The organism is Pseudophaeobacter arcticus DSM 23566 (genome assembly GCF_000473205.1).
Taxonomy (GTDB): domain Bacteria; phylum Pseudomonadota; class Alphaproteobacteria; order Rhodobacterales; family Rhodobacteraceae; genus Pseudophaeobacter; species Pseudophaeobacter arcticus.
Window position 1 is genome coordinate 1,099,809 of the sequence record NZ_KI421507.1, and the last position, 22,941, is coordinate 1,122,749.

Annotated in this window: 23 protein-coding genes; 10 read left to right on the forward strand and 13 right to left on the reverse strand. The window is 60.9% G+C overall.

Translation table 11 applies throughout. The annotated features are described in order from the left end of the window. Position 1: 1 nt before the first annotated feature. Genes ARCT_RS0109155 through ARCT_RS0109170 form a run of 4 tightly spaced genes read right to left on the reverse strand, consistent with a single transcriptional unit; the run spans position 2 to position 4,753 of the window. A complete protein-coding gene (locus ARCT_RS0109155; RefSeq protein ID WP_027239800.1) occupies positions 2-691 on the reverse strand; it encodes an FkbM family methyltransferase in 690 nt (229 codons plus the stop codon). Between the two features lie 3 nt (positions 692-694). Then, positions 695-3,058 (reverse strand): glycosyltransferase family 2 protein, encoded by a 2,364-nt coding sequence (locus ARCT_RS0109160; RefSeq protein ID WP_027239801.1) that lies wholly within the window; start codon positions 3,056-3,058, stop codon positions 695-697. After that, positions 3,058-3,684 carry a sulfotransferase gene (locus tag ARCT_RS0109165; RefSeq protein WP_027239802.1) on the reverse strand — a complete coding sequence of 209 codons (627 nt, stop codon included), beginning with the start codon at positions 3,682-3,684 and terminating at the stop codon, positions 3,058-3,060. The genes ARCT_RS0109160 and ARCT_RS0109165 overlap by 1 nt, the downstream gene beginning before the upstream one ends. Positions 3,685-3,694: 10 nt before the next feature. After that, the gene (locus ARCT_RS0109170; protein WP_027239803.1) at positions 3,695-4,753 is read right to left on the reverse strand and encodes a glycosyltransferase family 2 protein; all 1,059 of its coding nucleotides are present in this window, start codon (positions 4,751-4,753) and stop codon (positions 3,695-3,697) included. Positions 4,754-5,163: 410 nt separating this feature from the next. Between ARCT_RS0109170 and ARCT_RS0109180 the strand changes: the two genes are divergently transcribed. Next, positions 5,164-6,072 carry an AAA family ATPase gene (locus ARCT_RS0109180; RefSeq protein WP_027239804.1) on the forward strand — a complete coding sequence of 303 codons (909 nt, stop codon included), beginning with the start codon at positions 5,164-5,166 and terminating at the stop codon, positions 6,070-6,072. Continuing rightward, complete coding sequence (locus ARCT_RS0109185) at positions 6,073-7,338, forward strand: vWA domain-containing protein (RefSeq protein WP_027239805.1); 1,266 nt, start codon at positions 6,073-6,075, stop codon at positions 7,336-7,338. It begins immediately after the preceding gene. Positions 7,339-7,349: 11 nt separating this feature from the next. Here the strand turns inward: ARCT_RS0109185 and ARCT_RS0109190 are convergent, their stop codons facing one another. Then, positions 7,350-7,835, reverse strand: coding sequence for a hypothetical protein (locus tag ARCT_RS0109190; protein WP_027239806.1), 486 nt, complete (start codon positions 7,833-7,835; stop codon positions 7,350-7,352). A 160-nt stretch (positions 7,836-7,995) separates the two neighbouring features. Between ARCT_RS0109190 and ARCT_RS0109195 the strand changes: the two genes are divergently transcribed. The 7 genes from ARCT_RS0109195 (at position 7,996) to ARCT_RS0109225 (ending at position 15,422) form a co-directional block, all read left to right on the forward strand. Beyond that, on the forward strand, positions 7,996-8,547 hold the full coding sequence (locus ARCT_RS0109195; RefSeq protein ID WP_027239807.1) for a YeeE/YedE thiosulfate transporter family protein: 552 nt from the start codon (positions 7,996-7,998) through the stop codon (positions 8,545-8,547). Positions 8,548-8,550: 3 nt separating this feature from the next. Continuing rightward, complete coding sequence (locus ARCT_RS0109200; RefSeq protein WP_027239808.1) at positions 8,551-9,141, forward strand: DUF6691 family protein; 591 nt, start codon at positions 8,551-8,553, stop codon at positions 9,139-9,141. A gap of 203 nt (positions 9,142-9,344) precedes the next feature. Continuing rightward, positions 9,345-10,328: an XdhC family protein gene (locus ARCT_RS0109205; protein WP_027239809.1), complete on the forward strand. Its 984-nt coding sequence runs from the start codon at positions 9,345-9,347 to the stop codon at positions 10,326-10,328. After that, positions 10,325-11,344, forward strand: a complete 1,020-nt coding sequence (locus ARCT_RS0109210; RefSeq protein WP_027239810.1) for a molybdopterin-binding protein — start codon at positions 10,325-10,327, stop codon at positions 11,342-11,344. Before ARCT_RS0109205 ends, ARCT_RS0109210 begins: the two co-directional genes overlap by 4 nt. Positions 11,345-11,552: 208 nt before the next feature. Continuing rightward, positions 11,553-12,038 (forward strand): (2Fe-2S)-binding protein, encoded by a 486-nt coding sequence (locus ARCT_RS0109215; protein ID WP_027239811.1) that lies wholly within the window; start codon positions 11,553-11,555, stop codon positions 12,036-12,038. Positions 12,039-12,157: 119 nt separating this feature from the next. Next, on the forward strand, positions 12,158-14,521 hold the full coding sequence (locus tag ARCT_RS0109220) for a xanthine dehydrogenase family protein molybdopterin-binding subunit (protein WP_027239812.1): 2,364 nt from the start codon (positions 12,158-12,160) through the stop codon (positions 14,519-14,521). Between the two features lie 109 nt (positions 14,522-14,630). Next, positions 14,631-15,422, forward strand: a complete 792-nt coding sequence (locus ARCT_RS0109225; RefSeq protein WP_027239813.1) for an FAD binding domain-containing protein — start codon at positions 14,631-14,633, stop codon at positions 15,420-15,422. A gap of 122 nt (positions 15,423-15,544) precedes the next feature. Here the strand turns inward: ARCT_RS0109225 and ARCT_RS0109230 are convergent, their stop codons facing one another. After that, entirely contained in the window at positions 15,545-15,916 is a 372-nt protein-coding gene (locus ARCT_RS0109230) for a hypothetical protein (protein WP_161631310.1), read from the reverse strand. Between the two features lie 239 nt (positions 15,917-16,155). Then, positions 16,156-16,713 carry a translation initiation factor IF-3 gene (gene infC / locus ARCT_RS0109235; RefSeq protein WP_322786446.1) on the reverse strand — a complete coding sequence of 186 codons (558 nt, stop codon included), beginning with the start codon at positions 16,711-16,713 and terminating at the stop codon, positions 16,156-16,158. A 351-nt stretch (positions 16,714-17,064) separates the two neighbouring features. Here infC and ARCT_RS0109240 point away from each other — a divergent pair, with 351 nt between their 5' ends. Next, a complete protein-coding gene (locus ARCT_RS0109240) occupies positions 17,065-17,739 on the forward strand; it encodes a hypothetical protein (RefSeq protein WP_027239816.1) in 675 nt (224 codons plus the stop codon). Positions 17,740-17,874: 135 nt separating this feature from the next. Here ARCT_RS0109240 and ARCT_RS0109245 read toward each other — a convergent pair whose 3' ends face one another. The 6 genes from ARCT_RS0109245 to cobA all read right to left on the reverse strand — a co-directional run bounded on the left by ARCT_RS0109245 (position 17,875) and on the right by cobA (position 22,842). After that, positions 17,875-18,735, reverse strand: coding sequence for a ferredoxin--NADP reductase (locus ARCT_RS0109245; RefSeq protein WP_027239817.1), 861 nt, complete (start codon positions 18,733-18,735; stop codon positions 17,875-17,877). Between the two features lie 144 nt (positions 18,736-18,879). Beyond that, positions 18,880-19,281 carry a DUF934 domain-containing protein gene (locus ARCT_RS0109250; RefSeq protein WP_027239818.1) on the reverse strand — a complete coding sequence of 134 codons (402 nt, stop codon included), beginning with the start codon at positions 19,279-19,281 and terminating at the stop codon, positions 18,880-18,882. A gap of 5 nt (positions 19,282-19,286) precedes the next feature. Then, positions 19,287-20,060, reverse strand: a complete 774-nt coding sequence (locus ARCT_RS0109255) for a phosphoadenylyl-sulfate reductase (protein WP_027239819.1) — start codon at positions 20,058-20,060, stop codon at positions 19,287-19,289. 4 nt (positions 20,061-20,064) lie between these two features. Next, complete coding sequence (locus ARCT_RS0109260) at positions 20,065-21,729, reverse strand: nitrite/sulfite reductase (RefSeq protein WP_027239820.1); 1,665 nt, start codon at positions 21,727-21,729, stop codon at positions 20,065-20,067. Then, positions 21,722-22,030, reverse strand: a complete 309-nt coding sequence (locus ARCT_RS0109265) for a DUF2849 domain-containing protein (protein ID WP_027239821.1) — start codon at positions 22,028-22,030, stop codon at positions 21,722-21,724. Before ARCT_RS0109265 ends, ARCT_RS0109260 begins: the two co-directional genes overlap by 8 nt. Then, positions 22,030-22,842, reverse strand: coding sequence for a uroporphyrinogen-III C-methyltransferase (gene cobA, locus ARCT_RS0109270; RefSeq protein WP_027239822.1), 813 nt, complete (start codon positions 22,840-22,842; stop codon positions 22,030-22,032). The genes ARCT_RS0109265 and cobA overlap by 1 nt, the downstream gene beginning before the upstream one ends. Positions 22,843-22,941 lie beyond the last annotated feature (99 nt).

Consider the following 22,941-nt stretch of genomic DNA (forward strand, 5'->3'; position numbering starts at 1 on the left):
GCTACCAATCAGAGCGAAACACAGCAACCTTACCATGGGACCAGCGGGGGAAAAACACCAGACCTGCTGCATCCAGGCAGCGAAAGACCTTTTGCATACCCTCTTTGCCGATCCACTGCGGGTGGGTCTCGATCACCACGGCGCGCAGACCGGTGAGGTCCATTTTGGGCAACAGATCCGCCTCGGCGCCTTCGATGTCGCAGATCAGCACAGTGGGTTGCAGTTCCTTGATCACCGCGTTGACATCCCGGGTCGGCACCTCGACCTGGGTGCAGTCCTCGGCGTCCTCCATCGGATCCAACGAGGAGGCGAGGAAGTTCTTGCGGATGTAGAAGGGGGCGGTGCCGTCGCTGTCACCCAGAACCGCATTGGTGACATGGGCGTTGGTCACGTTGTTCTCGGCATGGACCTGCGCAATATAGGGCATCAATTGCGGGTTGGCCTCAAAGGAGTGCACCGATTTGGCCGGGGTCTTGGTGGCCACCAGCGTTGACATAAAGCCAATGCCGGCGCCCAGCTCCATCACCACATCATCGGCTTTCACCAGCTTTCTGACGGCGGTGGCTTCTTTGGCCTCATAAGCGCCCTCGCGCAGCAGGGCACGGATGCGGGGGGGCAGAATGGTCCGGTCCAGCGGAAAGCGCATGCCCCGACATTTCAGCATCTTTTGAACTTCGGCAGTCTCAGTCATTGCTCAGCTCTCCACATCAAGCGCCAGCGCATAGGCGACGCGTTCGGTTGCGGTCAGTTTAAGGGTTAAGGCCTGTTGGTAAAGCTCTTCGAATTCGTCCATGCCATGCAACTCGTCTGCCTTGGCCCGGTGCCAGTCCAGCCCCTTTTGGTGCCACGTGCGCAGGGCGTCGTCCTGCATCAGGCGGTCGTATTCGGCCTGCAGGCGCGGCAGGTTGCGCTGGATGGTGACATCGCGGTGGTCGTTCCAGTCCATGCGGATCCAGTAGTTGATCCCAATCGAGCGATCCACATGCAAAGCGCGGCCCCGCTGGCGTTTCACCAGAAAGCTCTCGGCTGAGCGCAGGGCATAGTGGTTCAGCTGGATCAGGTCATAGCCGATAGATTTGCGCGAATTGCGCCAGCCATTGTCGGCGGCCTCGCTGGTCATATCCTTACCCGAGCCATTGACCCATTTCACCCTGTTGCGCAGCTGTTCTTCCAGTTTGTTGGGGCGGTGGCAGCTGATCTTTTGATAGGCGCCAATGTTTTTGAACATGGTCTTGAAGCCCCAGACCGTATGGGGCTTGGGGCAGTGTTTGGGGGCGCAGGCATCAAACTGTGCGGTGACAAATTCATCCTTCAGCGCGACCACCTCGTTGGAGCCAAACAGCCGCCAGGTCATCGCGATATTGCTGGCATCGGGCACCCGGTCAAACAAATCCTGCAGCGTGCCATTGCCACAGCGCACGTTCATGAACTCATCCACGTCGATATGGATGATCCAGTCGGCATTGAGGATCACCGGCTCTTTCAGCGATTGGTTGAGCGCATGTTGCTGCGGCGAGTTGCCATTCCAATCGTCATTGTTGCGATGCTGCAGGATGCCCATTTCCTGCAGCCGGTCCAGCATCTCGCTGGTGCCGTCTTCGCAGCCATTGGTGTAGATCAGGAAGTTATCCACCCCCATGGCCCGGTGATAAGCGACCCATTCCAGAATATAGGGCGCTTCATTTTTCATGCAGCCAACGATGACATTGCCAGTGCTGCCCGTCGGCAACTGGCGGGGCTGGATTTCGCTATAGGACGGCTGCGGCAGGTCTTCGCCCTTTTGGCCCAGATTGTTATGCGGCTTGAAGGGCGAGCCCTGAAGCATTTCAAAGTTTTCCAGGGCCCGCGGGGTCATCACGGTCATTGCGGAGGCCGTGGGGGGTTCGCCAGTGGGGGCTTTGGCTGTGGTGAGGTCCTGCAGATCGCTGCCCTTGGTCTGCATTTCTTCCTTTGTGGCCTTGTTGATCCGGCGCATGAAGGTCAGCAGGTATTGCGAGGCGCGAAAGCCGCGCTCTGGTGTTGCTTCCTGCCAGGCGGGCAGGGCGTCCTGCGCCACATCTGCCCTGCCAAATTTGGCAGCTTCTAGCGCCGGGTGACGCGCGGCCAGGTCCTGATTGGCGGCAGCAAAGAACCGCGACACCGGCGCCAGCGTGGCGGGATCAATGGGCGCGCCATCAATGGCGATTTCATTCAGGAAACTGCGCCACAATTGGCGCGGCAGGATCTTGTTGCGCTGGGCCAGAAGGTGCAGCAACAGGGCATTCAGCTGGCGGCTGCGTGCCAGCCAGGCGGCTGAGGGCTGCTGCGGCAGCTTGCCAATCGGGCTGCGGCCAATCTGGGAGGGGAGGCCAAAGGCGGCGCAGATTTCACTGGGGGCCTCGGGGCCATAGATGGCAGCCTCGTCATAGGGGCGAAAGCTGAAGCAACCGACCCCGAACTCTGCCTCCCAATGGGCCTGAAGCGCCGCATAATCGAGCCAGAAGGGCGCGCCTTGGGTCTCTTCAAACTGGCCGGTCTGCGGGTCGATCCGGGGACAGGTCGCCAAGCAGGACTGCCACCAGTTTTTGCTTTGGGTCAGCGCCAGTTCCTGGGTCAGCGGGCGGTCGCGCCCCTCCAGGATCTGGGCGCCGTAGTGCCGGGCAAGAGCGCGTTCCGGGGCGTCGATATGGGCCACAATCTGGATATCGTCAGACAGCGGCGTCAGCAGCGCTTTTAGCCGCCTGAGCTCGCTGGGGCGATGCAGTTTGCTGCCCAGTTGCGCCGCTGACAGGATCAGGATATCCGGCTGCGCCTGTGCCACCTCGCGCTGCAGTTCTTGGTCCAGTGTCTGATACAGGCGGCTTTGCTTTTCTGCGGTGATAAAGCCCCGGTTGTAGCGCAGGGGATCGACGTGATCGGGATCAGTGACGGCCATAAACAGGCGGGTGTGGTTTTTGCTGCCCGGTGCGCGCGGGAACAATACCCCCTTGCTGCGCAGCTGGTCGCGCTTGTCCGCCATGATCTGTTGCAACCGGTCTGCACCGGTATGTTCAAGGCCAATATGAAGAGAGATCCGCATCAGTCGTTCTGAGCCTTCCGATTGACATTGGCCTTGCCCCACCAGGGCAAATCCCGCCCCAGATGGGCGCTGATTTTCTGCTGTGCGTCTGGGGCCGCCACATTGATCTCCAGATAGCGGGGATCGTCGCGGAACCAGTGTTTCAACGCCTCGTAGTGGCCATCAATCCACAGCATCTGCTGATCCGCCGTCTTGCCATAGCCGATGGGCAATCCGGGAACCGTGCTGGAGGGCAGCCGGGTGGTGCCCAGATTGTTCCAGGCCATGATTGATTTTGAGTGGCTTTCGGCGTCACGCCGGGTGGCGATAAAGCGCAGCTCTGGATAGAGATCCTGCAGGGTCTTGATCAGGGCAAAATCAAACTGCGGCCAGACCGAAAACTTGCCGTGAATAAAACTGATCTCCGAGACCGCATCATAGTCTTTCATATAGGCCATGGGATCGCCGGTCTCATAGAGCCCCTTGTAGAGCAGCGAGCCGACAAAGACGCGGCGCTTGCCGGGGCGATCCTCTTCGCGCTCCTTCAGGCGATGGTCGGCCACGGTATAGCCGGCCTGGCTGAGCGCCTTGTTCAGGGTGGTGGTGCCCGATTTTGGCAGGCCAAGGTTGATGACTTTCAGCTCCATAGGCGGCGGCTCACTCTGTTGCGCCGGGGGCGAGCCCCAGATCTTCAAGACCCAGATCTTTCAGCAAGGCCTCTTCCTGTGGTGGCAGGGTCGATGTCGCCAAAAGCTGTGCGCGCATGTCCTGATAGCTGGGCTGCGCCAACAGCGCGTCGCGCTTGTCCAGATGGCGGGCCACGCAGGTGGCGTGCAGCGCGGCGATCTCGGGGTCGGATTTCAGCGCCTCCAGGGCCGCAGTCAGTTCGGGCAGGTAGCGCTGGATCGACAGATCCTCAAAGGCGGGATCATTGCGTTCCCGCCAATAGCTGTCATCAAAGGCCCGGTTCTCGCGGTTGACATCGCCCCGGTCGTTCTTGACCAGATAGCTGTCCAGCGAGCGCAGGGCGTAGTGGTTCAGCGTGGCCAGATCACGGCTGCCCCTGGCCGGGAATTTGCGGATGCGGCGGGGGGTATCGGCCACCAGGAACTTATGCGGCACATCGCGTCCGGCGCCATCGCTCCAGCGGGGATATCTGCGCGGCGGCAGGTTCTTTTTGAAAAACGGGCGATGGGCGCCGTAATATTTCAACGGGAAGTCCTGGCGCACCAGGGTTTTTACCTCGATTGCGGTCTCGGAACACCAGATGTCGGGATTGTGCGAGCGGGTGAACTGGCCGATGACCGGCGCGTCGACAAAGCCCTCAATACCGTCATTGGCAAAAAACTGAAAGGTGATCGAGATCGCCATGGGATCGTTGCAGGCCTCAATCAGGGCCGGAATGCTATGGTCGCCAACATGGATGTTGAGAAACTCGTCCACATCCGCCACCCAGATCCAGTCGGCCTCTTGTACCAGCGGCTGATGGGCGGCATCTTTCAGCGCCTCCATCTGATAGTTGCGCCCCTGCGCCGGATTGGGCAGATGGGTCAGCAGGCCGCGTGCCGCCAAAGCCTCCAGCAGCTCGGCTGTGCCGTCGGTGCAGTCGTTTGAATAGAATAGGAAATCCGTAACGCCAATCAGGCGGTTAAAGGCGATCCATTCCAGCAGGAAGGGGCCCTCGTTTTTGACGCAGGTAACTGCGGTGATGCGCATATCGCATCCCCTCTCATGTGCTCGAGCTCTGGCGAAATAGGCCAGATGCGCCGGATTGTAGGTCTAAAAAATGTCTGCCTCTGTTGTGCCGCTTTGCCGGGCACTTGCTGTTGCTGGCGGCAGTTTTGCATTGCCGCGCTCTGGGGTCAATCATTGTGCGCGGGCATTGCGCAGCAGGGGCCAGAGTGTTGCCTCTGAGACGTAGTTCAGGGGGGCAGGGTGGCGCGCAAACGTGGCGGCAGGATCAGATCTTTGGGCGTGACAAATGCGAAGAATGGACGGCGCCGACTTGACCCAAACCCTGCCACATGGCCTGTTGCTGTCAAAGAGGGGCCTGTTGCTGCCAAAGCGCGGCCTGTTGCATTCATAGGCGCACCGGATCCGGTGCGCGGCGTTTTGAAAGGTCAGGCATGATACAGGCAAAGTCGATTGATCACGTCCAGCAGATGTTGACAGAACAGGGCTATGTCTGTGGCCGCCCGCTGGCGACAATTGTGTTCTTGTCGCTGAAGCTGGGCCGTCCCCTGTTTCTGGAGGGCGAGGCCGGCGTGGGGAAGACCGAAATCGCCAAGGCGCTGGCCGCGGCCTTTGGGCGGCGGCTGATCCGGCTGCAATGCTACGAAGGGCTGGATGCGTCTTCGGCGGTCTATGAATGGAACTTTGCCGCCCAGATGGTGGCCATCCGCACCGCCGAGGCCGCAGGGGGGGCAGACCGTGCCACCCTGCAGACCGAGCTGTTTTCCGATGAATTCCTGGTGGAGCGGCCGCTGCTAGAGGCCATGCGCCCGGATGAAAACGGCCCACCGGTTCTGTTGATTGATGAGCTGGACCGCACCGATGAACCCTTTGAGGCCTTCCTGCTTGAGGCGCTGTCCGATTTCCAGGTCACCATTCCCGAGCTTGGCACCATCAAGGCGCCAGAGCCGCCTATCGTGGTGCTCACCTCCAATCGGACCCGTGAAGTGCATGATGCGCTCAAGCGGCGGTGCCTGTATCATTGGGTGGACTATCCGGATTTTGACCGCGAGGTGGAGATCCTCAAGGCCCGTGCGCCCGAAGCCTCGGATCAGCTGAGCCGCGAGGTGGTGGCCTTTGTGCAGGCCTTGCGCACCGAGGATCTGTTCAAAAAACCCGGGGTGGCAGAAACCATCGACTGGGCCAACTGCCTGTTGGCGCTGGATGTGATTGATCTCTCGCCCGAGGTGATCGCCGATACCCTGGGGGCGATCCTGAAATATCAGGATGATATCTCGCAACTGCAGGGGTCGGAAGCAAAGCGCATTCTGGATCAGGCCCGCGCCAGCCTGGATGAGGTCTGAATGGTCGAGCTGCCAGAGCTGAGCCTGCCCGAAGATCCCAAACTGGCGCAGAACATCACCCATTTTGCCCGCGCCCTGCGCAAGGCGGGGCTGCCAATCGGGCCGGGCCGGGTGGTTGATGCGGTTGAGGCGGTTGCGGCTGCGGGCTTCACCTCGCGGCAGGATTTCTTTTGGACGCTGCATGCCTGCTTTGTCTCCAAGCCCGAGCACCGCGTGGTTTTTGCCCAGGTCTTTCGGCTTTATTGGCGCGACCCCCGGTTTCTGGAACGGATGATGGCGGCGCTTTTGCCGGCCATCAAGGGCGTGCAGGAAGACCATGCGGCCAAGCCGGGCGAAAAGCGCGCCGCCGAGGCCCTGCTGGAGGGGGCAAACCAGCAGGTAGACCACCCCGAAAGCGCCGAGGATGAGGGCACCGAGATCGAGGTCGATGCCACTTTGACCATTTCGTCGGATGAGCGGTTGCGGTCTTTGGATTTTGAACAGATGAGCACCGACGAGGTGGCCCGCGCCAAAAAGGTTTTGGCGCAGATCAAACTGCCGGTGCAGCCGATGCTGTCGCGCCGCCTGATGGCGGCGAAACAGGGGGATCGGCCGGACTGGCGTCGCACCTTTCGCGAGGCCGCGCGCCGGGGGGGCGATATCCAGTCCATTGCCCGCGCCAAGCGGCGTCATCGCTGGCCCAATCTGGTGGTGATCTGCGATATCTCTGGTTCGATGAGCCACTACAGCCGCATTGTGCTGCATTTCCTGCACGCGGTGGCCAATGCCAAAGGCGCCGGCTGGGCCCGTGTGCATGGCTTCACCTTTGGCACCCGGCTGACCAATATCACCCGCCATATGGCGACGCGCGACGTAGATGCCGCCCTGGCGGCCGCCGGGGCCGAGGCGCAGGACTGGGAGGGCGGCACCCGGATTGGCGCCTGTCTGCATGCGTTCAACCGCGACTGGTCGCGCCGGGTCATGGGGCAGGGGGCGGTTGTCCTGCTGATTACCGATGGGCTGGACCGGGATGATCCTGGTGCGCTGGCGCATGAGATGCAGCGGTTGCATCTGTCGGCGCGCCGCCTGATCTGGCTCAACCCCTTGCTGCGCTGGGATGGCTTTGCCGCCAAGGCGCAGGGCATTCGCGCCATGCTGCCCCATGTGGACAGCTTTCGTGCAGGCCATTCCATTGCCTCGCTTGAGGATCTGGCCGAGGTTATCTCCCGCCCGGAGGATAGCGGCGAAAAGCTCCGTTTGTTGTCACAGATGCGACAACGGGATTAGGGGAGCTGCCCCTAGGGGCGGCAGTTTGCCTGTGGCTGGCGGTGCAGCATAAAAACCTTGTCATCGGGCGCCCGTTCCAGAATGCGCGGCTTTGCATCGCAATCGGAAAAAAACAGATCTGACCCGCCGGTAATGAGAATGGAGGAGGCGCTCTTGATCACCACATCAAAGCGACCCCCATCACATTCGATGCCGCAGGAAAGTTTGGAGCCGCGCGGGGTGCAGCGCACAGGTGTCTGCCAGGTGGAGGCCCCCCGCAGCCGCACCGCCAGCCGCAGAGTTAACTCATTTCCCGGCGTGCCAAAGCTGTCCGAGGGGGAATGCGACAGCTGAATGGCCTCCACCTTTTGCACCGGATGGCTGGCCAGATGGCTGGCAGAATAAAGGCGTTGGTAGCAGCTGCCGCTGGCTTTGGAAAAATGCTGTGAAATGGATTGGGCCGCTGCGGGCAGGGCGGAAAGAAGCAAGGCGCAGAGCAGGCTGGTTGGTCTTAACATGGTAGGCACCTCAAATCTGGGTGCTGTGATGGTAGGGGCTCCGGTGCAAAAGCCAAGCGAATATAAAATTCCGTAAATTGAATGTGATTTGATTTTGATCAAGTCGCCACTGTGGTGATCTCATTATATTAGTGTTTTAGAATGTAATGGAGGGCGAACAATGCCAATGAATTGGAAAGCAGGGGGGCTCTTGCTGGGGCTGGTGTTCTTCCTGGCAGTGCTTCTGGTCAAGCCGATTGGGGTTTCGACCCAGTTTGTGATTTTGGATGGGATCCTGGGCGATGCGGTCAATGCTGAACTGGTCACCCAAACGGATGCGGGCTATACCTCAACCAATGCCTATCTGGCCAAATCCAATGGCAAATACGCCAAATCCGTCGCCAATCCGCTGAACTACAGTTTTGTCTTTGTGCTGGCCATGGCGCTGGGCGGTTTTGTCTCGATGCGGCTGCGCGGAGGGCTGAACGGGTTGGAGGCTTCTGTGCCTGCGCTCTGGCGGGCCAACTTTGGGGAGGGGCCTGCGCTGCGCTATGCGGCGACCTTTCTGGGCGGGTTTATTGTGCTTTATGGCGCGCGTCTGGCGGGGGGCTGTACCTCTGGTCATATGATGTCGGGCATGATGCAGACGGCGCTGTCGGGGTATATCTTTGCCGCTGGCGCCTTTGCGGCTGCAATCCCCGTATCCCTGTTGCTGTTCAAAAAGGAGGCTTGATCCATGACGTCTATTATCCTTGCACTGGTGATTGGCGCCGCCTTTGGTGCGGTGCTTGACCGGGTTGGCGCCTCCAATCCAAACTACATTGGCAAGATGCTGAACCTGACCAATCTGAACCTGGCAAAAACGATCATGCTGGCCATCGGCACCGGATCGGTGCTGATGTTTGGTGGCCAGATGCTGGGCCTTGTGGATGTGGGCCATATGTCGGTCAAAGCGGCCTATATCGGGGTCTTTATCGGCGGGTTGATGCTGGGCGTCGGCTGGGCGCTGGCGGGCTATTGCCCCGGTACCGGCGTTGTTGCGGCGGCTTCGGGACGCAAGGACGCCTTGTTCTTTATCGCGGGTGGCCTGTTTGGCGCTGCCGCCTATATGCTGACCTACCCCAGCTGGAAGGCCAGCGGGATGCTGGACAGTGTGGCTGGCGGCAAAGTCACCCTGGGCGCGGTGCCCGGGGCCAAGTTCGACGGCCTGACTGCCCTGCCGGGGGATGTGTTGGGGCTTTTGCTGGGCGCGGTCTTTATTATCCTGGCCTTTGCTCTGCCTGAGCGGATCATCGGCACGGGTCCCGTTACCCAGCCCGCAGAGTAAGGGCGCGAGACTCTGAGGCGCTACAACATGAGAGGCGCCTCATGTCAGGGAATTGAGACTGGGCCTGCTTTGACGGCATCTGCATTTTGAGTGCGGGTGCCGTCATGTTTTTGGTGCCTTGGGGTTTTGCGGCTTGAAACCCAATTGACGGATGCGCACACTCCGGGGGGAGACAGGCACGACCAGGCCTGAGCGGAGGACATATGACCCAAAAAACCACCAGCCCCGCCAGTGCGGCGCAGATTGCATTGGACTGGCACCAGGCCGGGCGCGGCGCGGCGCTGGCCACAGTGGTGCAGACCTGGGGGTCAGCACCACGCCGGGTTGGGGCGCAGCTGGTGGTCAGCGGCGATGGTCGCCTGGAGGGATCTGTTTCGGGCGGCTGTGTCGAGGGCGCCGTGGTGATGGAGGCGCAAGAGGCGCTGGCCGATGGCAAGCACCGGGTGCTGGAATATGGCGTCAGCGATGGTGATGCCTTTGCCGTTGGGCTGGCCTGTGGTGGCACCATCCGTGTTCTGGTTGAACCTGTGGGTGGTTCCTTGCCCGTCGCCCTGCTGGCGGATCTGGTGGCGGCGCAGAAGGCGCGCGCCCAGGTGGCCTATGAGGTGAACCTGACCACGGGGATTGGCGCGGTGCTGCGCGATGCCTACCTCGAGCGGATGCGACTGGACCGCTCCGGTGTCGAAGACGACGGTGAGACCTTTGTGGCGGTGCACAATCCCCCCCTGCGGCTGGTTGTGGTCGGGGCGGTGCATATTGCCCAGGCACTGGTGCCCATGGCCCAGTTGGCGGGCTATGATCCGGCGGTGATTGATCCCCGCGCGGCCTTTGCCTCGCCAGAACGCTTTCCGGGGGTGACCCTGCTGGAGGATTGGCCGGATGAGGCCGTAGCGGCGCTGGGGCTGGATGCGCGCACCGCGCTGGTGCTGCTGACCCATGATCCAAAGCTGGACGATCCTGCACTGGCGTCGGGTCTGCGCCAGAAGTGTTTCTACATCGGCGCTCTGGGCTCCAAACGCACCCATGCCAAACGGGTTGAGCGGATGTTGGCGGCAGGCTTTGGCGAACCGGATACCGCGCGTATTCATGGCCCGGTGGGGCTGGATATCGGCGCCGCTGGCCCGGCAGAGATCGCCATTGCGATCCTGGCAGAGATGACAGCGGTACTGCGCGGTAAGGTCAGATGAAGTTCGGCACCGTTCAGGTCGCACAGGCCGAGGGTGCAATCCTGGCCCATTCGATGCAGGCCGCTCAGCCGCCCTATGGCACCGGTCTATGCTATCGCATCCCCAAGGGTACATTCCTTACGGCGCAACACCTGGTGGATCTGGCTGAAGAAGGTCATCGAAAGATCACCGTGGCGCGGCTGGAAGCGGGCGATCTGCACGAGGATACAGCGGCTCTGGCCTTGGCACAGGCCCTGGTGCCGGATGCGGCTGGGCAGGGTATTCGCATTTCTGGTGCTGGCGCGGGCCGTGTTAATCTTTATGCGCTGGGCGCCGGTCTGGTCCGGCTGGACCGGGCAGCCCTTGAAGCCCTGAACGGCGTTGATCCGATGATCACCATCGCCACCGTGCCGGATTATCACCGGGTTGATGCGGATGGGATGATCGCCACCATCAAGATTATCTCTTACGGGATTGCGGCTGTGGCGCTTGACCGGGCCGGGGCTGGCGTTGCAGGCGCGTTGCGCATTCTCCCCCCGGTTTATGGCTCAGCCAGCCTGATCGAAACCCGCGTCAGCCAGAAGATGCCGCCGGACAAGGGGCGGCGGGCGATGGCGGGCCGGTTGCAGCGCATGGGAGTGATGTTGAGCGACAGGGTGATCGTGCGCCACGACGAAGCGGAACTGGCGTCGGCGCTGGCCTCGGCTCCGGGGGAGGTGCTGTTGATCCTCACCGGCTCGGCGACCTCGGATCCTATGGATGTGGCACCGCAGGCGCTGCGCCGGGCCGGGGGCAGCGTGACCCGCTTTGGCATGCCGGTGGATCCGGGCAATCTGCTCTTTTTAGGGGAGTATCAGGGGCGGCCGGTGATTGGCCTGCCGGGCTGTGCCCGCTCGCCGGCGCTGAACGGTGCCGATTGGGTGCTGGAGCGGGTGCTGTGCGGCTGTGCCGTCTCTGGCGCGGATATTGCAAACATGGGGGTGGGGGGGCTGCTCAAGGAAATTCCCACCCGTCCGATGCCGCGGCGCTCTGATTAAAAATGCGCCAGATGCTGCTGTATTGGGCGCGGGGCCAGGGGCGGCTGTGGTGACGGCGCGGCGGCGCCTGTGGTGGCATTTCCTGCCGGGGGCGAGATTTTGCCAAGCCGTAAAATTGTTTGTGACGGAGCGTATAAAGGGGTTCGCGCTGGCGTAATCCCGTGCTTAACTTCCCCCAGCCAATAAAAGTAGCAAATGGGAGGAATTCATGACCAAGGTCACAATGACCGTGAACGGTAAACCCGCGCACGGTGAAGCAGAGGGCCGCACGCTGCTGTCGTCGTTCCTGCGCGAAGAGCTGGGGTTTACCGGAACACATGTGGGCTGTGATACCAGCCAATGTGGTGCCTGCGTCGTGCATGTGAACGGTGTTGCGGTGAAATCCTGCACCATGCTGGCTGTCGAAGCCGAGGGCGCAGAGGTTGCCACCATCGAAGGTCAAGCGGCGCCAGATGGCACGCTCAACACCATTCAGCAAGCGTTTCAGGACCACCACGGGTTGCAGTGCGGATTTTGCACGCCGGGCATGGTGATGTCGACGGCGGCCCTGCTGAAAGAAAACCCAAAGCCCAGCGAACAGGAGATCCGCGAGTATCTCGAAGGCAATATTTGCCGCTGCACGGGCTACCACAATATCGTCAAGGCGATCATGGCCGCATCCGGTCAGGATGTCTCGGCTATCGCTGCCGAATAGGGCGGACCTCCTGGGCCCCATTGGGAGGTGTGGCCCCGGTCGATATCAAGACGCAAAGATCAAACTGCATAACCAAGAGGTGCGCCACAGGCTGCACCCTCCAGGGAGGAGATTTGAATATGCCTAAAGATAGTGGCATTGGCGCCAGTCCAAAGCGGCGCGAAGACGTCAGGTTCCTGACAGGAACCGGCAATTACACCGATGATATCAATCTGCGTGGCCAGGCCTATGTGCACTTTCTGCGCTCGGATATGGCACATGGCCGGATCAATTCGGTTGATACGACGGCTGCTTCGGCGATGCCTGGCGTGGTGCGGGTGTTCACCGGCGCCGATTTCGAAGGCGTAGGTGGCATTCCCTGCGGCTGGCAGATCACCGATAAACATGGCGAAGTGATGCAGGAGCCGGCCCACCCGGTTCTGGCCCAGGGCAAGGTGCGCTATGTCGGCGATGCCATTGCGGCTGTGGTTGCCGATACCGCCGAACAGGCGCGCGACGCTGCTGAGGCGATCGTGCTGGACATCGAAGAGCTGCCTGCTGTCATCGACATGAAAGCGGCGGTCAAGGACGGCGCCACCAAGGTGCATGACGATCTGACCTCGAACCTTTGCTACGACTGGGGTTTTGTGGAAGAAAACAAGCCCGCCGTTGAAGAGGCCTTTGCCAATGCCGCCCATGTGACGACGCTGGAGCTGGTCAACAACCGGCTGATTGCCAATCCGATGGAGCCGCGCGTTGCGGTGGGTGATTTTAATCGCGCCACTGGCGACAGCACGCTTTATACCACCTCGCAAAACCCGCATGTGATCCGGCTGTTGATGGGGGCCTTTGTTCTGGGCATCCCAGAGCACAAGCTGCGCGTCATTGCGCCCGATGTGGGGGGCGGCTTTGGCACCAAGATCTTCCACTACGCCGAAGAGGCCTTTTGTACCTTTGCCGCCAAGGCCCTGAACCGGGCGGTGAAATGGACCTCTTCGCGCTCGGAGGCCTTTATTTCGGATGCCCATGGCCGCGACCATGTGACCACCATTCAACTGGCGCTGGACGCGGAGAACAACTTTACCGCGCTGCGCACCGATACCTATGCCAATATGGGCGCTTACCTGTCGACCTTTGCGCCCTCGGTTCCGACCTGGTTGCATGGCACCCTGATGGCGGGCAACTACAAGACGCCGCTGATCTATGTGAACGTCAAGGCGGTCTTTACCAATACCGTGCCGGTGGATGCCTATCGCGGCGCTGGCCGCCCCGAGGCGACCTTTCAGCTGGAGCGCGTCATCGACAAGGCTGCGCGCGAACTGGGTGTTGATCCAATTGCCCTGCGGCGGCAGAACTTTATCACCGAATTCCCCTATGCCACGCCGGTGGCGGTGGAATATGACACCGGTGACTACAATGCCACCATGGACAAGCTGGAAGAGATCGCCGATCTCGCGGGCTTTGCCGCGCGTCGGACTGCCAGCGAGGCCAGGGGCAAGGTGCGCGGCCTGGGTGTGAACTGCTATATTGAGGCCTGCGGCATCGCGCCAAGTAACCTGGTTGGCCAGCTGGGCGCGCGTGCGGGGCTGTATGAAAGCGCCACGGTGCGGGTCAATGCCACCGGTGGACTGGTGGTGATGACGGGCTCTCACAGTCATGGCCAGGGGCATGAGACCTCGTTCCCGCAGGTGATCGCCGAGATGATCGGGATCGACGAGAGCATGGTGGAAATTGTGCATGGCGATACCGCCAATACGCCGATGGGCATGGGCACCTATGGCTCCCGCTCGCTGGCGGTTGGCGGTTCTGCCATGGTGCGCGCCACCGAGAAGATCATCGCCAAGGCCAAGAAGATCGCCGCGCATCTGATGGAGGCCGCTGAGGCTGACATCGAGCTGAAGGACGGTGCATTCAGTGTGGCAGGCACGGATAAATCCGTGGCCTGGGGGGATGTGACCCTGGCGGCCTATGTGCCCCATAACTACCCGCTGGAAGATATCGAACCGGGCCTGGAAGAGACGGCGTTTTATGATCCGGCCAACTTTACCTACCCGTCGGGCGCCTATGCCTGCGAGGTGGAGCTGGATCCGGAGACCGGCAAGGTCAGCATCGAACGTTTTGCTGCGGCCGATGACTTTGGCAATGTGGTGAACCCGATGATCGTGGACGGCCAGGTGCATGGCGGTATTGGCCAGGGGATCGGCCAGGCGCTGCTGGAAGCGGCTGTCTATAACGCGGATGGGCAGCTCTTGTCGGCCTCGTATATGGACTATGCCATGCCACGGGCCGATGATCTGCCGTTTTACCAGGTGGACCATTCCTGCCAGACGCCCTGTACCCATAACCCCTTGGGGGTAAAGGGCTGCGGCGAAGCTGGGGCGATTGGCTCGCCTCCGGCGGTGGTCAATGCGGTGGTCGATGCGCTGCAGTCCATGGGCAAGGATATCACCCATGTGGACATGCCGTTGAGCCCGGCGCGGGTTTGGGCGGCGATGAATGGCTGAGTGCGGGGCAGTGACGTGATGGGCGAGGGGCGCTGCCCCTCGCGCTCCCCGAGGTATTTTTGGAAAGATGAAAGGGCCGGGCGAGCCGGTTCTGGGAAGGAAATGCGAAATGTATAATTTCGAGGTCGAAAAACCCACCAGTATCGCTGATGCGGTTGCTGCGCTGGGCAGCGATGACGAGGCCCAGGCGCTGGGCGGCGGTCAAACTCTGATCCCGACGCTAAAACAGCGGTTGGCCAGCCCCTCTAAGCTGGTCTCGTTGAGTGGTATTGCCGAGATGCAGGGGGTTAGCCTGGAGGCTGGCACTGTCTGCATTGGCGGTGCAACGCCGCATGGGGTGGTGGCGTCTGAGGCGGCTGCAGCCTATCCGGCGCTGGCTGCTTTGGCGGGCAAGATCGGCGATCCTGCAGTGCGCAATCGCGGCACCATTGGCGGCTCGCTTGCCAATAATGATCCTGCGGCCTGTTATCCGGCTGCGGCTCTGGCCAGTGGCGCAACCATTGTGACCAATGCGCGTGAGATCGCGGCGGATGACTATTTTGACGGGCTCTTTACCACGGTGCTGGAGGAGGGTGAGATCGTGACCCAGGTGCGCATGCCGGTGCCGGAGGTGGCAAACTATCAGAAGTTTGTTCAGCCTGCCTCGCGCTTTGCCCTGGTTGGTGTCTTTGTTGCCAAATTTGCGGATGGCGTGCGGGTTGCGGTAACAGGCGCCTCGGAAGAGGGGGTGTTTCGCTGGTCAGAGGCCGAAGCTGCGCTGAGCGCCAATTTTAGCGCTGATGCGCTGGAGGGCCTGTCGGTGGATGCCGATGGCATGATGGCGGATATCCATGGCTCCAAAGCCTACCGGGCGCATCTGATTGCTGTGCTGACCAAGCGGGCCGTTGCCGCCGCCGCATAAAGCGGCGGGTCATTCAAAAGTGATGAGGCCAGGCGGAGGGGATTCCGCCTGGCCTTTTGCCGTTCTAGGTGGAAGTCGCACTCCATGAGGGCGTCGGGGAGGGGGGAGCCGTTGAGAAGGGGCTATCGCACCTGTTTTTTGCGCAGGCGTTTGAAAATGACGTTCCAGATCAGCGCGACTGTGCCAACAAAAAGGGCCTGATTGTATTCGGGTGCGTGCTCTGGCTGGCCCAGTGCAGGCCAAAGCAGCATGCGCCCCGCGAGATGACCGCTGGCCGCCATCACAAACCCCTGCAAAGCAGCCCCCATGAACAGGGCTTGTATCATTTCGCGGGGGATATTGCTGCGACCGGTCAGCAGGCCGCGAAGAATGGAAAGATTGTACCACTGCCGCTTTAGGACCGCGCGGGAGACCAGCACAAGGGCGAGACATGCGCCTGCTGTCGCCGACAGGGTGAGTGGGAAAGGCAGGCTGCCGATGGACACAGCGCTCATCAGCAGGCCGGTGGCAAGACCTGAGAGAATGTGAAGGATTGGGCTTTTTAGAGGATCAATCTGCATATTCTCAGCCTGTAAATGTGACAAGGGCTAAATGTGACAAGGGCGGGGCGAAACCTCGCCCTGCGTCCCATGAGACCCGCAGGGCTGGGGGGAGGGGCAAAGCTGGGGGCTAGAGACAGAATTGCCCCCGAAGCACTGGGCATCCGGGGGCAATAATATCTAGAAGGGCGGGCCTATTTCTGCGGCAGTGGCCCGATCATCATGACCATCTGGCGGCCTTCCATTTTGGGCATGTTTTCAACTTTGCCCAGTTCCTTGACGTCTTCGGCGACGCGTTCCAGCAACTGGCGGCCCAGATTCTGGTGTGCCATTTCGCGGCCCCGGAAGCGCAGGGTGATTTTCACCTTGTCGCCGGTTTCCAGGAATTTGAACACATTGCGCATTTTGACTTCATAGTCATTGGTGTCGGTATTGGGCCGGAATTTGACCTCTTTGACCTCAATGATCTTCTGCTTTTTACGCGCTTCGCTTTCCCGTTTCTGCTGTTCGTATTTGAACTTACCAAAGTCCATGATCTTGCAGACAGGGGGGGTCGCGTTGGGCGAAATTTCAACCAGATCAAGACCGGCCTCATTTGCCATGTCCATAGCCTTGGCAGGGTGCACAACCCCGACATTTTCGCCGTCAGCGCCAATCAGGCGGATTTCAGAGGCGCGAATTTTTTCGTTCGTGCGCGGGCCGGTATCACGTTGCGGCGGCGCATTATGAGGTCTGCGGGCTATGGCTTTGATCCTTTGATTATTGCCGAATTTCGAGCACGAAACTTAAACGGAACGGCGCCATGTTTCAAGGCGCAACCGTGATGTGGAGGCCGAAATTCCCGGGGGTTTGTCGCTTTTTAGCGGCAGGATCCGGGATTTTGGCCAGGGATCACGGGTTTCGTGTCCTATGATCAATGTCAAATGTCGTCAGCTGGGTCAAATGGCAAATTTCGGGGTTCAAAACCGGGCGGGTGAGTCTGCCGGCGGGGTTTGGCTGATGAGACGGAGCGCTGGTTATTCCCCCTTGTGTAAACTGGCCGGAGGGCGCACCTGCCTGTTATCAAGCCTGCAAAAATGCAGTGCGAAAGAAGGAGACAGGTCATGAAGCCAATTTTTGTCATTTTGGGACTGGGTGTTGTTGCGGCAGGGGGGTATTTTTATGTCCAAAGCCAGAAACCCGCAGCGCCACTGGTTGTAGAAGAACAGGCACCCGCCGCAGCCGAACCGGTTGCTGAGGAGGTGACCGAGGGCACCGTAGCAGAACAGGTGGAAGAGGTTGTCGAAGAGGCGGGCTCGGCTGTTGAAGAGGCGGTTGAAACAGCAACCGAGGCCGCAGAATCCGTTGTTGAAGAGGTGACCGAAACTGCCACTGAGGCGGCAAATGCGGCAGGCACTGCGGCCGCTGAAGCGGTCAACGAAGCGGTAGAGGCTGGCGAGTCTGTCTCCGAGGCGGCCGGTGCCGCAGTTGAGGCCGCGTCTGGGGCGGTCACTGAAAGCGCCACCACAGCCGTTGAGGCAGCAACAGAAGCCGTAACTGAAACTGCCACAGAAGCCGCGACCGAGACCGCTGCCGAATCCACTTCTGCCTTGGAAGGTATGAGCAAATATCTCACCCAGGATGGGTTTGACTTTGACAAGGTGATCGAAATGATCAACGGCTCAGAGCTGGACGCGCTGAAGAAAACCGCGCTGAGCACCGCCCTGACCAAGGCCAAGGACAATCCAGAGCTGCTTTCGGGCGTGCTGGATCAGGTGAAGGCGGCGCTGGGGCTGTAAGGGCGACCACCGCGCTGAATGCAGGCTGAATGCAGAACGGGCAGCTTCCCTTTTCAGGAGGCTGCCCGTTTTTTATTTTCCCTTGGTGGCAGCCTGTGGCGGCGGCACCCTTTGGGGGTATCCCCAAAACAGGGATCAGTCCAAAAAGGCCTTTTCCACCACATATTGCGCGGGCTTGGAATTGGCGCCTTCTTCCAGGCCGGCTTCCTCCAGCATGGCTTTCAGTTCGAGATTAAAGGCCATGTTGCCGCAGATCATCGCGCGGTCATTGTCCGGGCAGAGCGGCGTCACACCGAGATCCTTATAGGCCTCGCCAGAGTTGATCAGATCGGTGATCCGGCCCATCTTGGGGCTCTCTTCGCGGGTGGTGGTGGGGTAGTATTTGATCTTCTTCCAGAAGCCTTCACCGATCACCTCATTGAGCAGCTCGTCGTCCTTCAGCCCCTCGATCAGCTCGCGGCCATAGGTCAGCTCACCGGCGGTGCGGCAGGTGTGGGTGATGATGACCTCATCGTAGTCCTCATAGGTCTGGGGTTCGCGCAGCAGCGAGGCAAAGGGCGCAAAGCCGGTGCCGGTGGCAAAGAACCAGAGGCGCTTGCCGGGGATCAGCGCGTCATGCACCAGGGTGCCCACCGGTTTGGGGCGCAGGATGATTTCGTCACCAACCTTGATGTGCTGCAGCCGCGAGGTCAGCGGGCCATCCTCGACCTTGATCGAGTAGAACTCCATTTCCTCATCCCAGGACGGCGACGCGATGGAATAGGCGCGCAGCAGCGGCTTTACCTTGCCGGTTTTGGGATCGGGGTCGTTCATCAGCCCGATCATCACAAACTCACCCGAGCGAAAGCGCAGCGAGGCCGGGCGGGTACAGCGGAAGGAAAACAGTTTGTCCGTCCAGTGCTTCACCTCAGTTACAGTCTGGGCGTCGGGCAGGGCGGGGGTGGCCTTTACAGGCGCATCGGTCGCAGCATCGGTCACAGGCAAAATCTCGTTCATCGGTTGCACTACCGGTCTGTTAAACCGGCACCTCTGATTAATCTTTGATGTAGGTCAGGGGAAGCCCCGGAAACTGTAACTCCGCAGCGTCGCTGACGCAAAGGAGAGGCAGACCGGGGCCATTCTGACGGAGAGAGGGCTGGCTTAGCGCGCGGCAGAGCCACCACGCAGGCGGGCCTGGTAGTTATGGGCGCCCCATTGGGCGCGGGCAAGCCATTGCTCCTGCGGTTGACGGGCAGCCAGCTCAGCGCTGATTTCCACCTCGTCAAAGCCGGTGCGCCGCACCATGGCATATTGATCGGCGAGCACATGGCCCTTGGCGCGCAACCGGCCCGCATAGCCCATCAGGCGCAGTTGCCGCGCCAGGGTGAAGCCCCGGCCATCGGCAAAGCTGGGGAAATCAATGCGGATGATTTCGGCGCCTTCGATACAAGCCGAGAGTGCCGCAGGATCCGCATCAGAGGCCAGGTCCAGGGCATTCGCGACCTCAAAACCTGCGGTCCAGGTTTCTGGGCCAAAGCCCGCATCGGTTACAATTACAGTCATATCACTCATGCTCCTGTGCGGATGAATTGGCCGTTTACAACGTGAATGCCACATTCTTCCTTGCTTTGATCACGCCACCGTCCGGCGCGGGGATCTTCGCCTGCGGCAACCGGCGAGGTGCAGGGGGCACAGCCGATTGACGGGTAGCCCTTGGCCACCAGCGGATGGCGGGGCAGGCGGTTTTCAATCATATAGGCGCGCACGTCTTCCGGTGCCCAATGGGCCAGCGGGTTGATCTTGATGCGCCCGGTTGTGCCTGCGGCGGTCTCTTCGACTTCAAAGAAATCCAGTGCGGCCCGGCTGCCGGCCTGAAAGCGTTTGCGTCCGGTGATCCAGCCGTCGAACCCCTCCAATGCGGCCTGCAGTGGTGCGGTCTTGCGCAGGGCGCAGCAGGCATCGGTGTCAGAGAAGCGCAGCGCACCATAGGGGTCCTTGGCGGCAATATCAGCCGCCTTGACGATCTGCACATTGCGCAGCCCCAGACGTTCGCTCACCTCCTGCTGGTAGACCAGCGTTTCGGTGAACAGCAGTTCGGTATCGACAAACAACACCGGCACCATCGGGTCGATGATGGCGGCCATATGCAGCAGCACCACGGATTCAGCGCCAAAGCTGGAGACCAGCGCGATATGGCCGGCATCCTGCAGCGCCCCCTGCATCACCGCAGTGGCAGAGTGGTGGCGGTAGCGGGCATTGAGCCCGTCTACCTTTGTCGTCAGGGCGGTCTGCGCCGCAGCGCCACCGTCTGGTTCAAACGTATTTGTTTCGAAGTTCACCATGGGGCTAGGCCACCTTTTTCTGGGCCTCGGGATAGAGCGCGGACTTGAAGGGCTCCATGCCAAGACGGCGATAGGTCTCGAGGAAGGTCTCGTCTTCCCCGCTCCGGATCGCAAGATAGGTTTCAACCAGCCGTTCAACGGCGGGAACGATCTCATCATAGGCAAAGCCGGGGCCGGTACGCTTGCCGATCTCAGCCGTTTCCGTGGCATCGCCCCCCAGGGTAATCTGGTAGTTCTCCACCCCGGCGCGATCCAGACCCAGAATGCCGATATGGGCCACGTGGTGGTGGCCACAGGCATTGATGCAGCCCGAGATCTTGATCTGCAGATGACCGATGTCATGCTCCAGCTTCAAATCGTCAAAGCGTTGGGCGATTTCCTGCGCCACCGGGATCGAGCGCGCGGTTGCCAAGGCGCAATAATCCATGCCGGGGCAGGCGATGATATCCGAGATCAGGCCGATATTGGCCGTGGCCAATGCGTGCTGTTTCAGACGCGCATGGAGCGCGGGCAGGTCGGATTTATGCACATGTGGCAGGATCACGTTCTGCTGGTGGCTGATGCGCAGTTCGTCATAGCCAAATTCCTCGGCCAGATCCGCCATCACCCGCATCTGATCGGCGCTGGCATCCCCTGGGGTTTGACCATGGGCCTTGACCGAAATGGTGACGATGGCATGGCCGGGGGCACGATGTGCGGCCAGGTTGGTATCGGCCCAGGCCCGGAACACCGGATCCGAGGCATAGGCCGCCTCATAGGCGCTGGTCTCGCCCGTGCGGAAGGCAGGGGCCTCAAAATGTGTCTTGATCCCGGCCAGCAGCGCCTGGTCGGTGCCGTCAAACTCGGCGCGACGCTCTGCAAAGCGGGCCTCGACCAGCTCGCGAATCTTGTCGATGCCGTTTTCCTGCACCGTGATCTTGATGCGGGCCTTGTATTTGTTATCGCGGCGTCCCAGCACGTTATAGACGCTGAGCACGGATTCCAGATAGGGCAACAGATCCGGCTGGGGCAGGAAGTCACGAATGACTTTGCCAACCATGGGCGTGCGGCCCAGGCCACCGCCGACGATGACCTCAAAACCGATCTCACCGTCGCGCTCGACCATGCGCAGACCCACGTCATGGGCTTTGGTCACGGCACGGTCATTGGGGCTGCCGGTGATCGCGATCTTGAACTTGCGGCCCAGGAACTGGAACTCCGGGTGGTCGGTGGACCACTGGCGGATCAGCTCGGCATAGGGGCGCGGGTCTGTCAGCTCATCTGCTGCGGCGCCGGCAAAGTGGTCGGCGGTGGTGTTGCGGATGGTGTTGCCCGAGGTCTGGATCGCGTGCAGGCCAACCTCCCCCAGGGCATCCAGCATATCAGGGATATCGTTGAGCTTGGGCCAGTTGTACTGGATGTTCTGGCGGGTGGTGAAGTGGCCATAGCCCTTGTCCCACTTCTCGGCCAGCAGCGCCAGGGCGCGCATCTGGGCGGAATTCAGGGTGCCATAGGGGATGGCGACCCGCAGCATATAGGCATGCAGCTGCAGATAGACGCCATTCATCAGCCGCAGCGGTTTGAATTCATCCTCGGTGAGCGAGCCGTCGATGCGGCGGGCAACCTGGGAGCGGAACTGGGCGTTGCGTTCGGCCAGAAAGGCCTCGTCAAAGGCGTTATACTTATACATGGGCTTCGGCCTCCTGCTTGCCGTGGCTGTAGTTGGATGGGCCTTTGCGGCGGAAATCTTCGCGGAAATGCACCGGTTCTGGACCGTTGGGGCCAGCCTTGGCATCGGCCAGATAGGCCCCGACGATGCGGATGTTCTGCTTTTCAGCCTCCAGCAGGCGCAGCTGCGCCTCGGCCTCATCGACGATGAGTTCCGCCTGGGCGAGATCGCGGGTCCAGCTGTTGTCGGCCTGGAAATAGATCACATCGCCTTCCAGAAGATCATTGGCGGTGATGACTTTGGGGGTAAAGGGACGGGCCATTATGCAAGTTCCATATTTAGGTCAGAGAGGGCGGCCAGGCTTTGGCGCGGCGCAAGCCCAAGAAAGGTAAGAGCGGGACCATCAAAACCCGCTGCTGCGAGATCTGTCGGCAGGCGCTCCAGCGTGGTCTCCAAGATCCGCTGATTGGCGCGCGAGGCGTATTCGATCACCGTGACCGGCGTGGCGCGATTGGCGCCATGCATGATCATGCGGCCCTGCACAAAACGGGCGGACTTTTTGCCCATATAGATGGCTGCGACCTCGCCGGGGCGCGCCAGAGCCGCCCAGTCCTGATCGGCAAAGCCACGGGTGTCATGGCCGGTGAGAAAGCGCACCGAGGAATTGCGCCCCCGCTGGGTCAGGCTCTGGCCAATGCTGGCCACCGCGGCTGAGGCCGCAGTGATACCGGGCATGATCTGATAGGCGACACCGGCCTGTTCACAGGCGGTGAGCTCTTCGTCCAGGCGGCCAAAGATGGTGGGGTCACCGGATTTCAGACGCAGAACCTTTTGGCCCGCCAGCGCATGAGCAACCATACGGGCGCAGATCTCTTCCTGGCTCATCGAGGGGCCAAAGCCCTCTTTGCCAACGTCTTCCAGCTGCGCCTGTGCCCCTGCAAGCGCCAGGATCTCGGGGCTGACCAGCCGGTCAAACAAGATCACATCGGCCTCTTGCAGGGCGCGCGCGACCTTGAGGGTCAGCAGATCGGGATCGCCGGGGCCGGAACCGGCAAAGGCAACTTCGCCATGGGCCAGGCAAGACAGGCCACTGCGCGCGGTGGAATTTGCGGTATGTGTCACTGGACCGGTCATATCGGGCCTCATTGCTGTTGTTTGACTTAGGGTTAGATATAGGAAATATTCCCGCCATTGCGCTATATGCTGGGGCAAATAAGGTTGTTTGTTCCATGC

Bases quoted from the DNA above. Each gene is read 5' to 3' on its own strand.
- ARCT_RS0109215 (WP_027239811.1), top strand. From the start codon at position 11,553: ATGACCAAGGTCACAATGACCGTGAACGGTAAACCCGCGCACGGTGAA.
- ARCT_RS0109165 (WP_027239802.1), bottom strand. From the start codon at position 3,684: ATGGAGCTGAAAGTCATCAACCTTGGCCTGCCAAAATCGGGCACCACC.
- ARCT_RS0109180 (WP_027239804.1), top strand. From the start codon at position 5,164: ATGATACAGGCAAAGTCGATTGATCACGTCCAGCAGATGTTGACAGAA.
- ARCT_RS0109205 (WP_027239809.1), top strand. From the start codon at position 9,345: ATGACCCAAAAAACCACCAGCCCCGCCAGTGCGGCGCAGATTGCATTG.
- ARCT_RS0109185 (WP_027239805.1), top strand. From the start codon at position 6,073: ATGGTCGAGCTGCCAGAGCTGAGCCTGCCCGAAGATCCCAAACTGGCG.
- ARCT_RS0109265 (WP_027239821.1), bottom strand. From the start codon at position 22,030: ATGGCCCGTCCCTTTACCCCCAAAGTCATCACCGCCAATGATCTTCTG.
- ARCT_RS0109245 (WP_027239817.1), bottom strand. From the start codon at position 18,735: ATGAACGAGATTTTGCCTGTGACCGATGCTGCGACCGATGCGCCTGTA.
- ARCT_RS0109160 (WP_027239801.1), bottom strand. From the start codon at position 3,058: ATGCGGATCTCTCTTCATATTGGCCTTGAACATACCGGTGCAGACCGG.
- ARCT_RS0109195 (WP_027239807.1), top strand. From the start codon at position 7,996: ATGCCAATGAATTGGAAAGCAGGGGGGCTCTTGCTGGGGCTGGTGTTC.
- ARCT_RS0109155 (WP_027239800.1), bottom strand. From the start codon at position 691: ATGACTGAGACTGCCGAAGTTCAAAAGATGCTGAAATGTCGGGGCATG.
- ARCT_RS0109240 (WP_027239816.1), top strand. From the start codon at position 17,065: ATGAAGCCAATTTTTGTCATTTTGGGACTGGGTGTTGTTGCGGCAGGG.
- ARCT_RS0109230 (WP_161631310.1), bottom strand. From the start codon at position 15,916: ATGAGCGCTGTGTCCATCGGCAGCCTGCCTTTCCCACTCACCCTGTCG.
- ARCT_RS0109200 (WP_027239808.1), top strand. From the start codon at position 8,551: ATGACGTCTATTATCCTTGCACTGGTGATTGGCGCCGCCTTTGGTGCG.
- ARCT_RS0109225 (WP_027239813.1), top strand. From the start codon at position 14,631: ATGTATAATTTCGAGGTCGAAAAACCCACCAGTATCGCTGATGCGGTT.
- ARCT_RS0109255 (WP_027239819.1), bottom strand. From the start codon at position 20,060: ATGGTGAACTTCGAAACAAATACGTTTGAACCAGACGGTGGCGCTGCG.
- ARCT_RS0109220 (WP_027239812.1), top strand. From the start codon at position 12,158: ATGCCTAAAGATAGTGGCATTGGCGCCAGTCCAAAGCGGCGCGAAGAC.
- cobA (WP_027239822.1), bottom strand. From the start codon at position 22,842: ATGACCGGTCCAGTGACACATACCGCAAATTCCACCGCGCGCAGTGGC.
- ARCT_RS0109170 (WP_027239803.1), bottom strand. From the start codon at position 4,753: ATGCGCATCACCGCAGTTACCTGCGTCAAAAACGAGGGCCCCTTCCTG.
- ARCT_RS0109190 (WP_027239806.1), bottom strand. From the start codon at position 7,835: ATGTTAAGACCAACCAGCCTGCTCTGCGCCTTGCTTCTTTCCGCCCTG.
- ARCT_RS0109250 (WP_027239818.1), bottom strand. From the start codon at position 19,281: ATGACTGTAATTGTAACCGATGCGGGCTTTGGCCCAGAAACCTGGACC.
- ARCT_RS0109260 (WP_027239820.1), bottom strand. From the start codon at position 21,729: ATGTATAAGTATAACGCCTTTGACGAGGCCTTTCTGGCCGAACGCAAC.
- ARCT_RS0109210 (WP_027239810.1), top strand. From the start codon at position 10,325: ATGAAGTTCGGCACCGTTCAGGTCGCACAGGCCGAGGGTGCAATCCTG.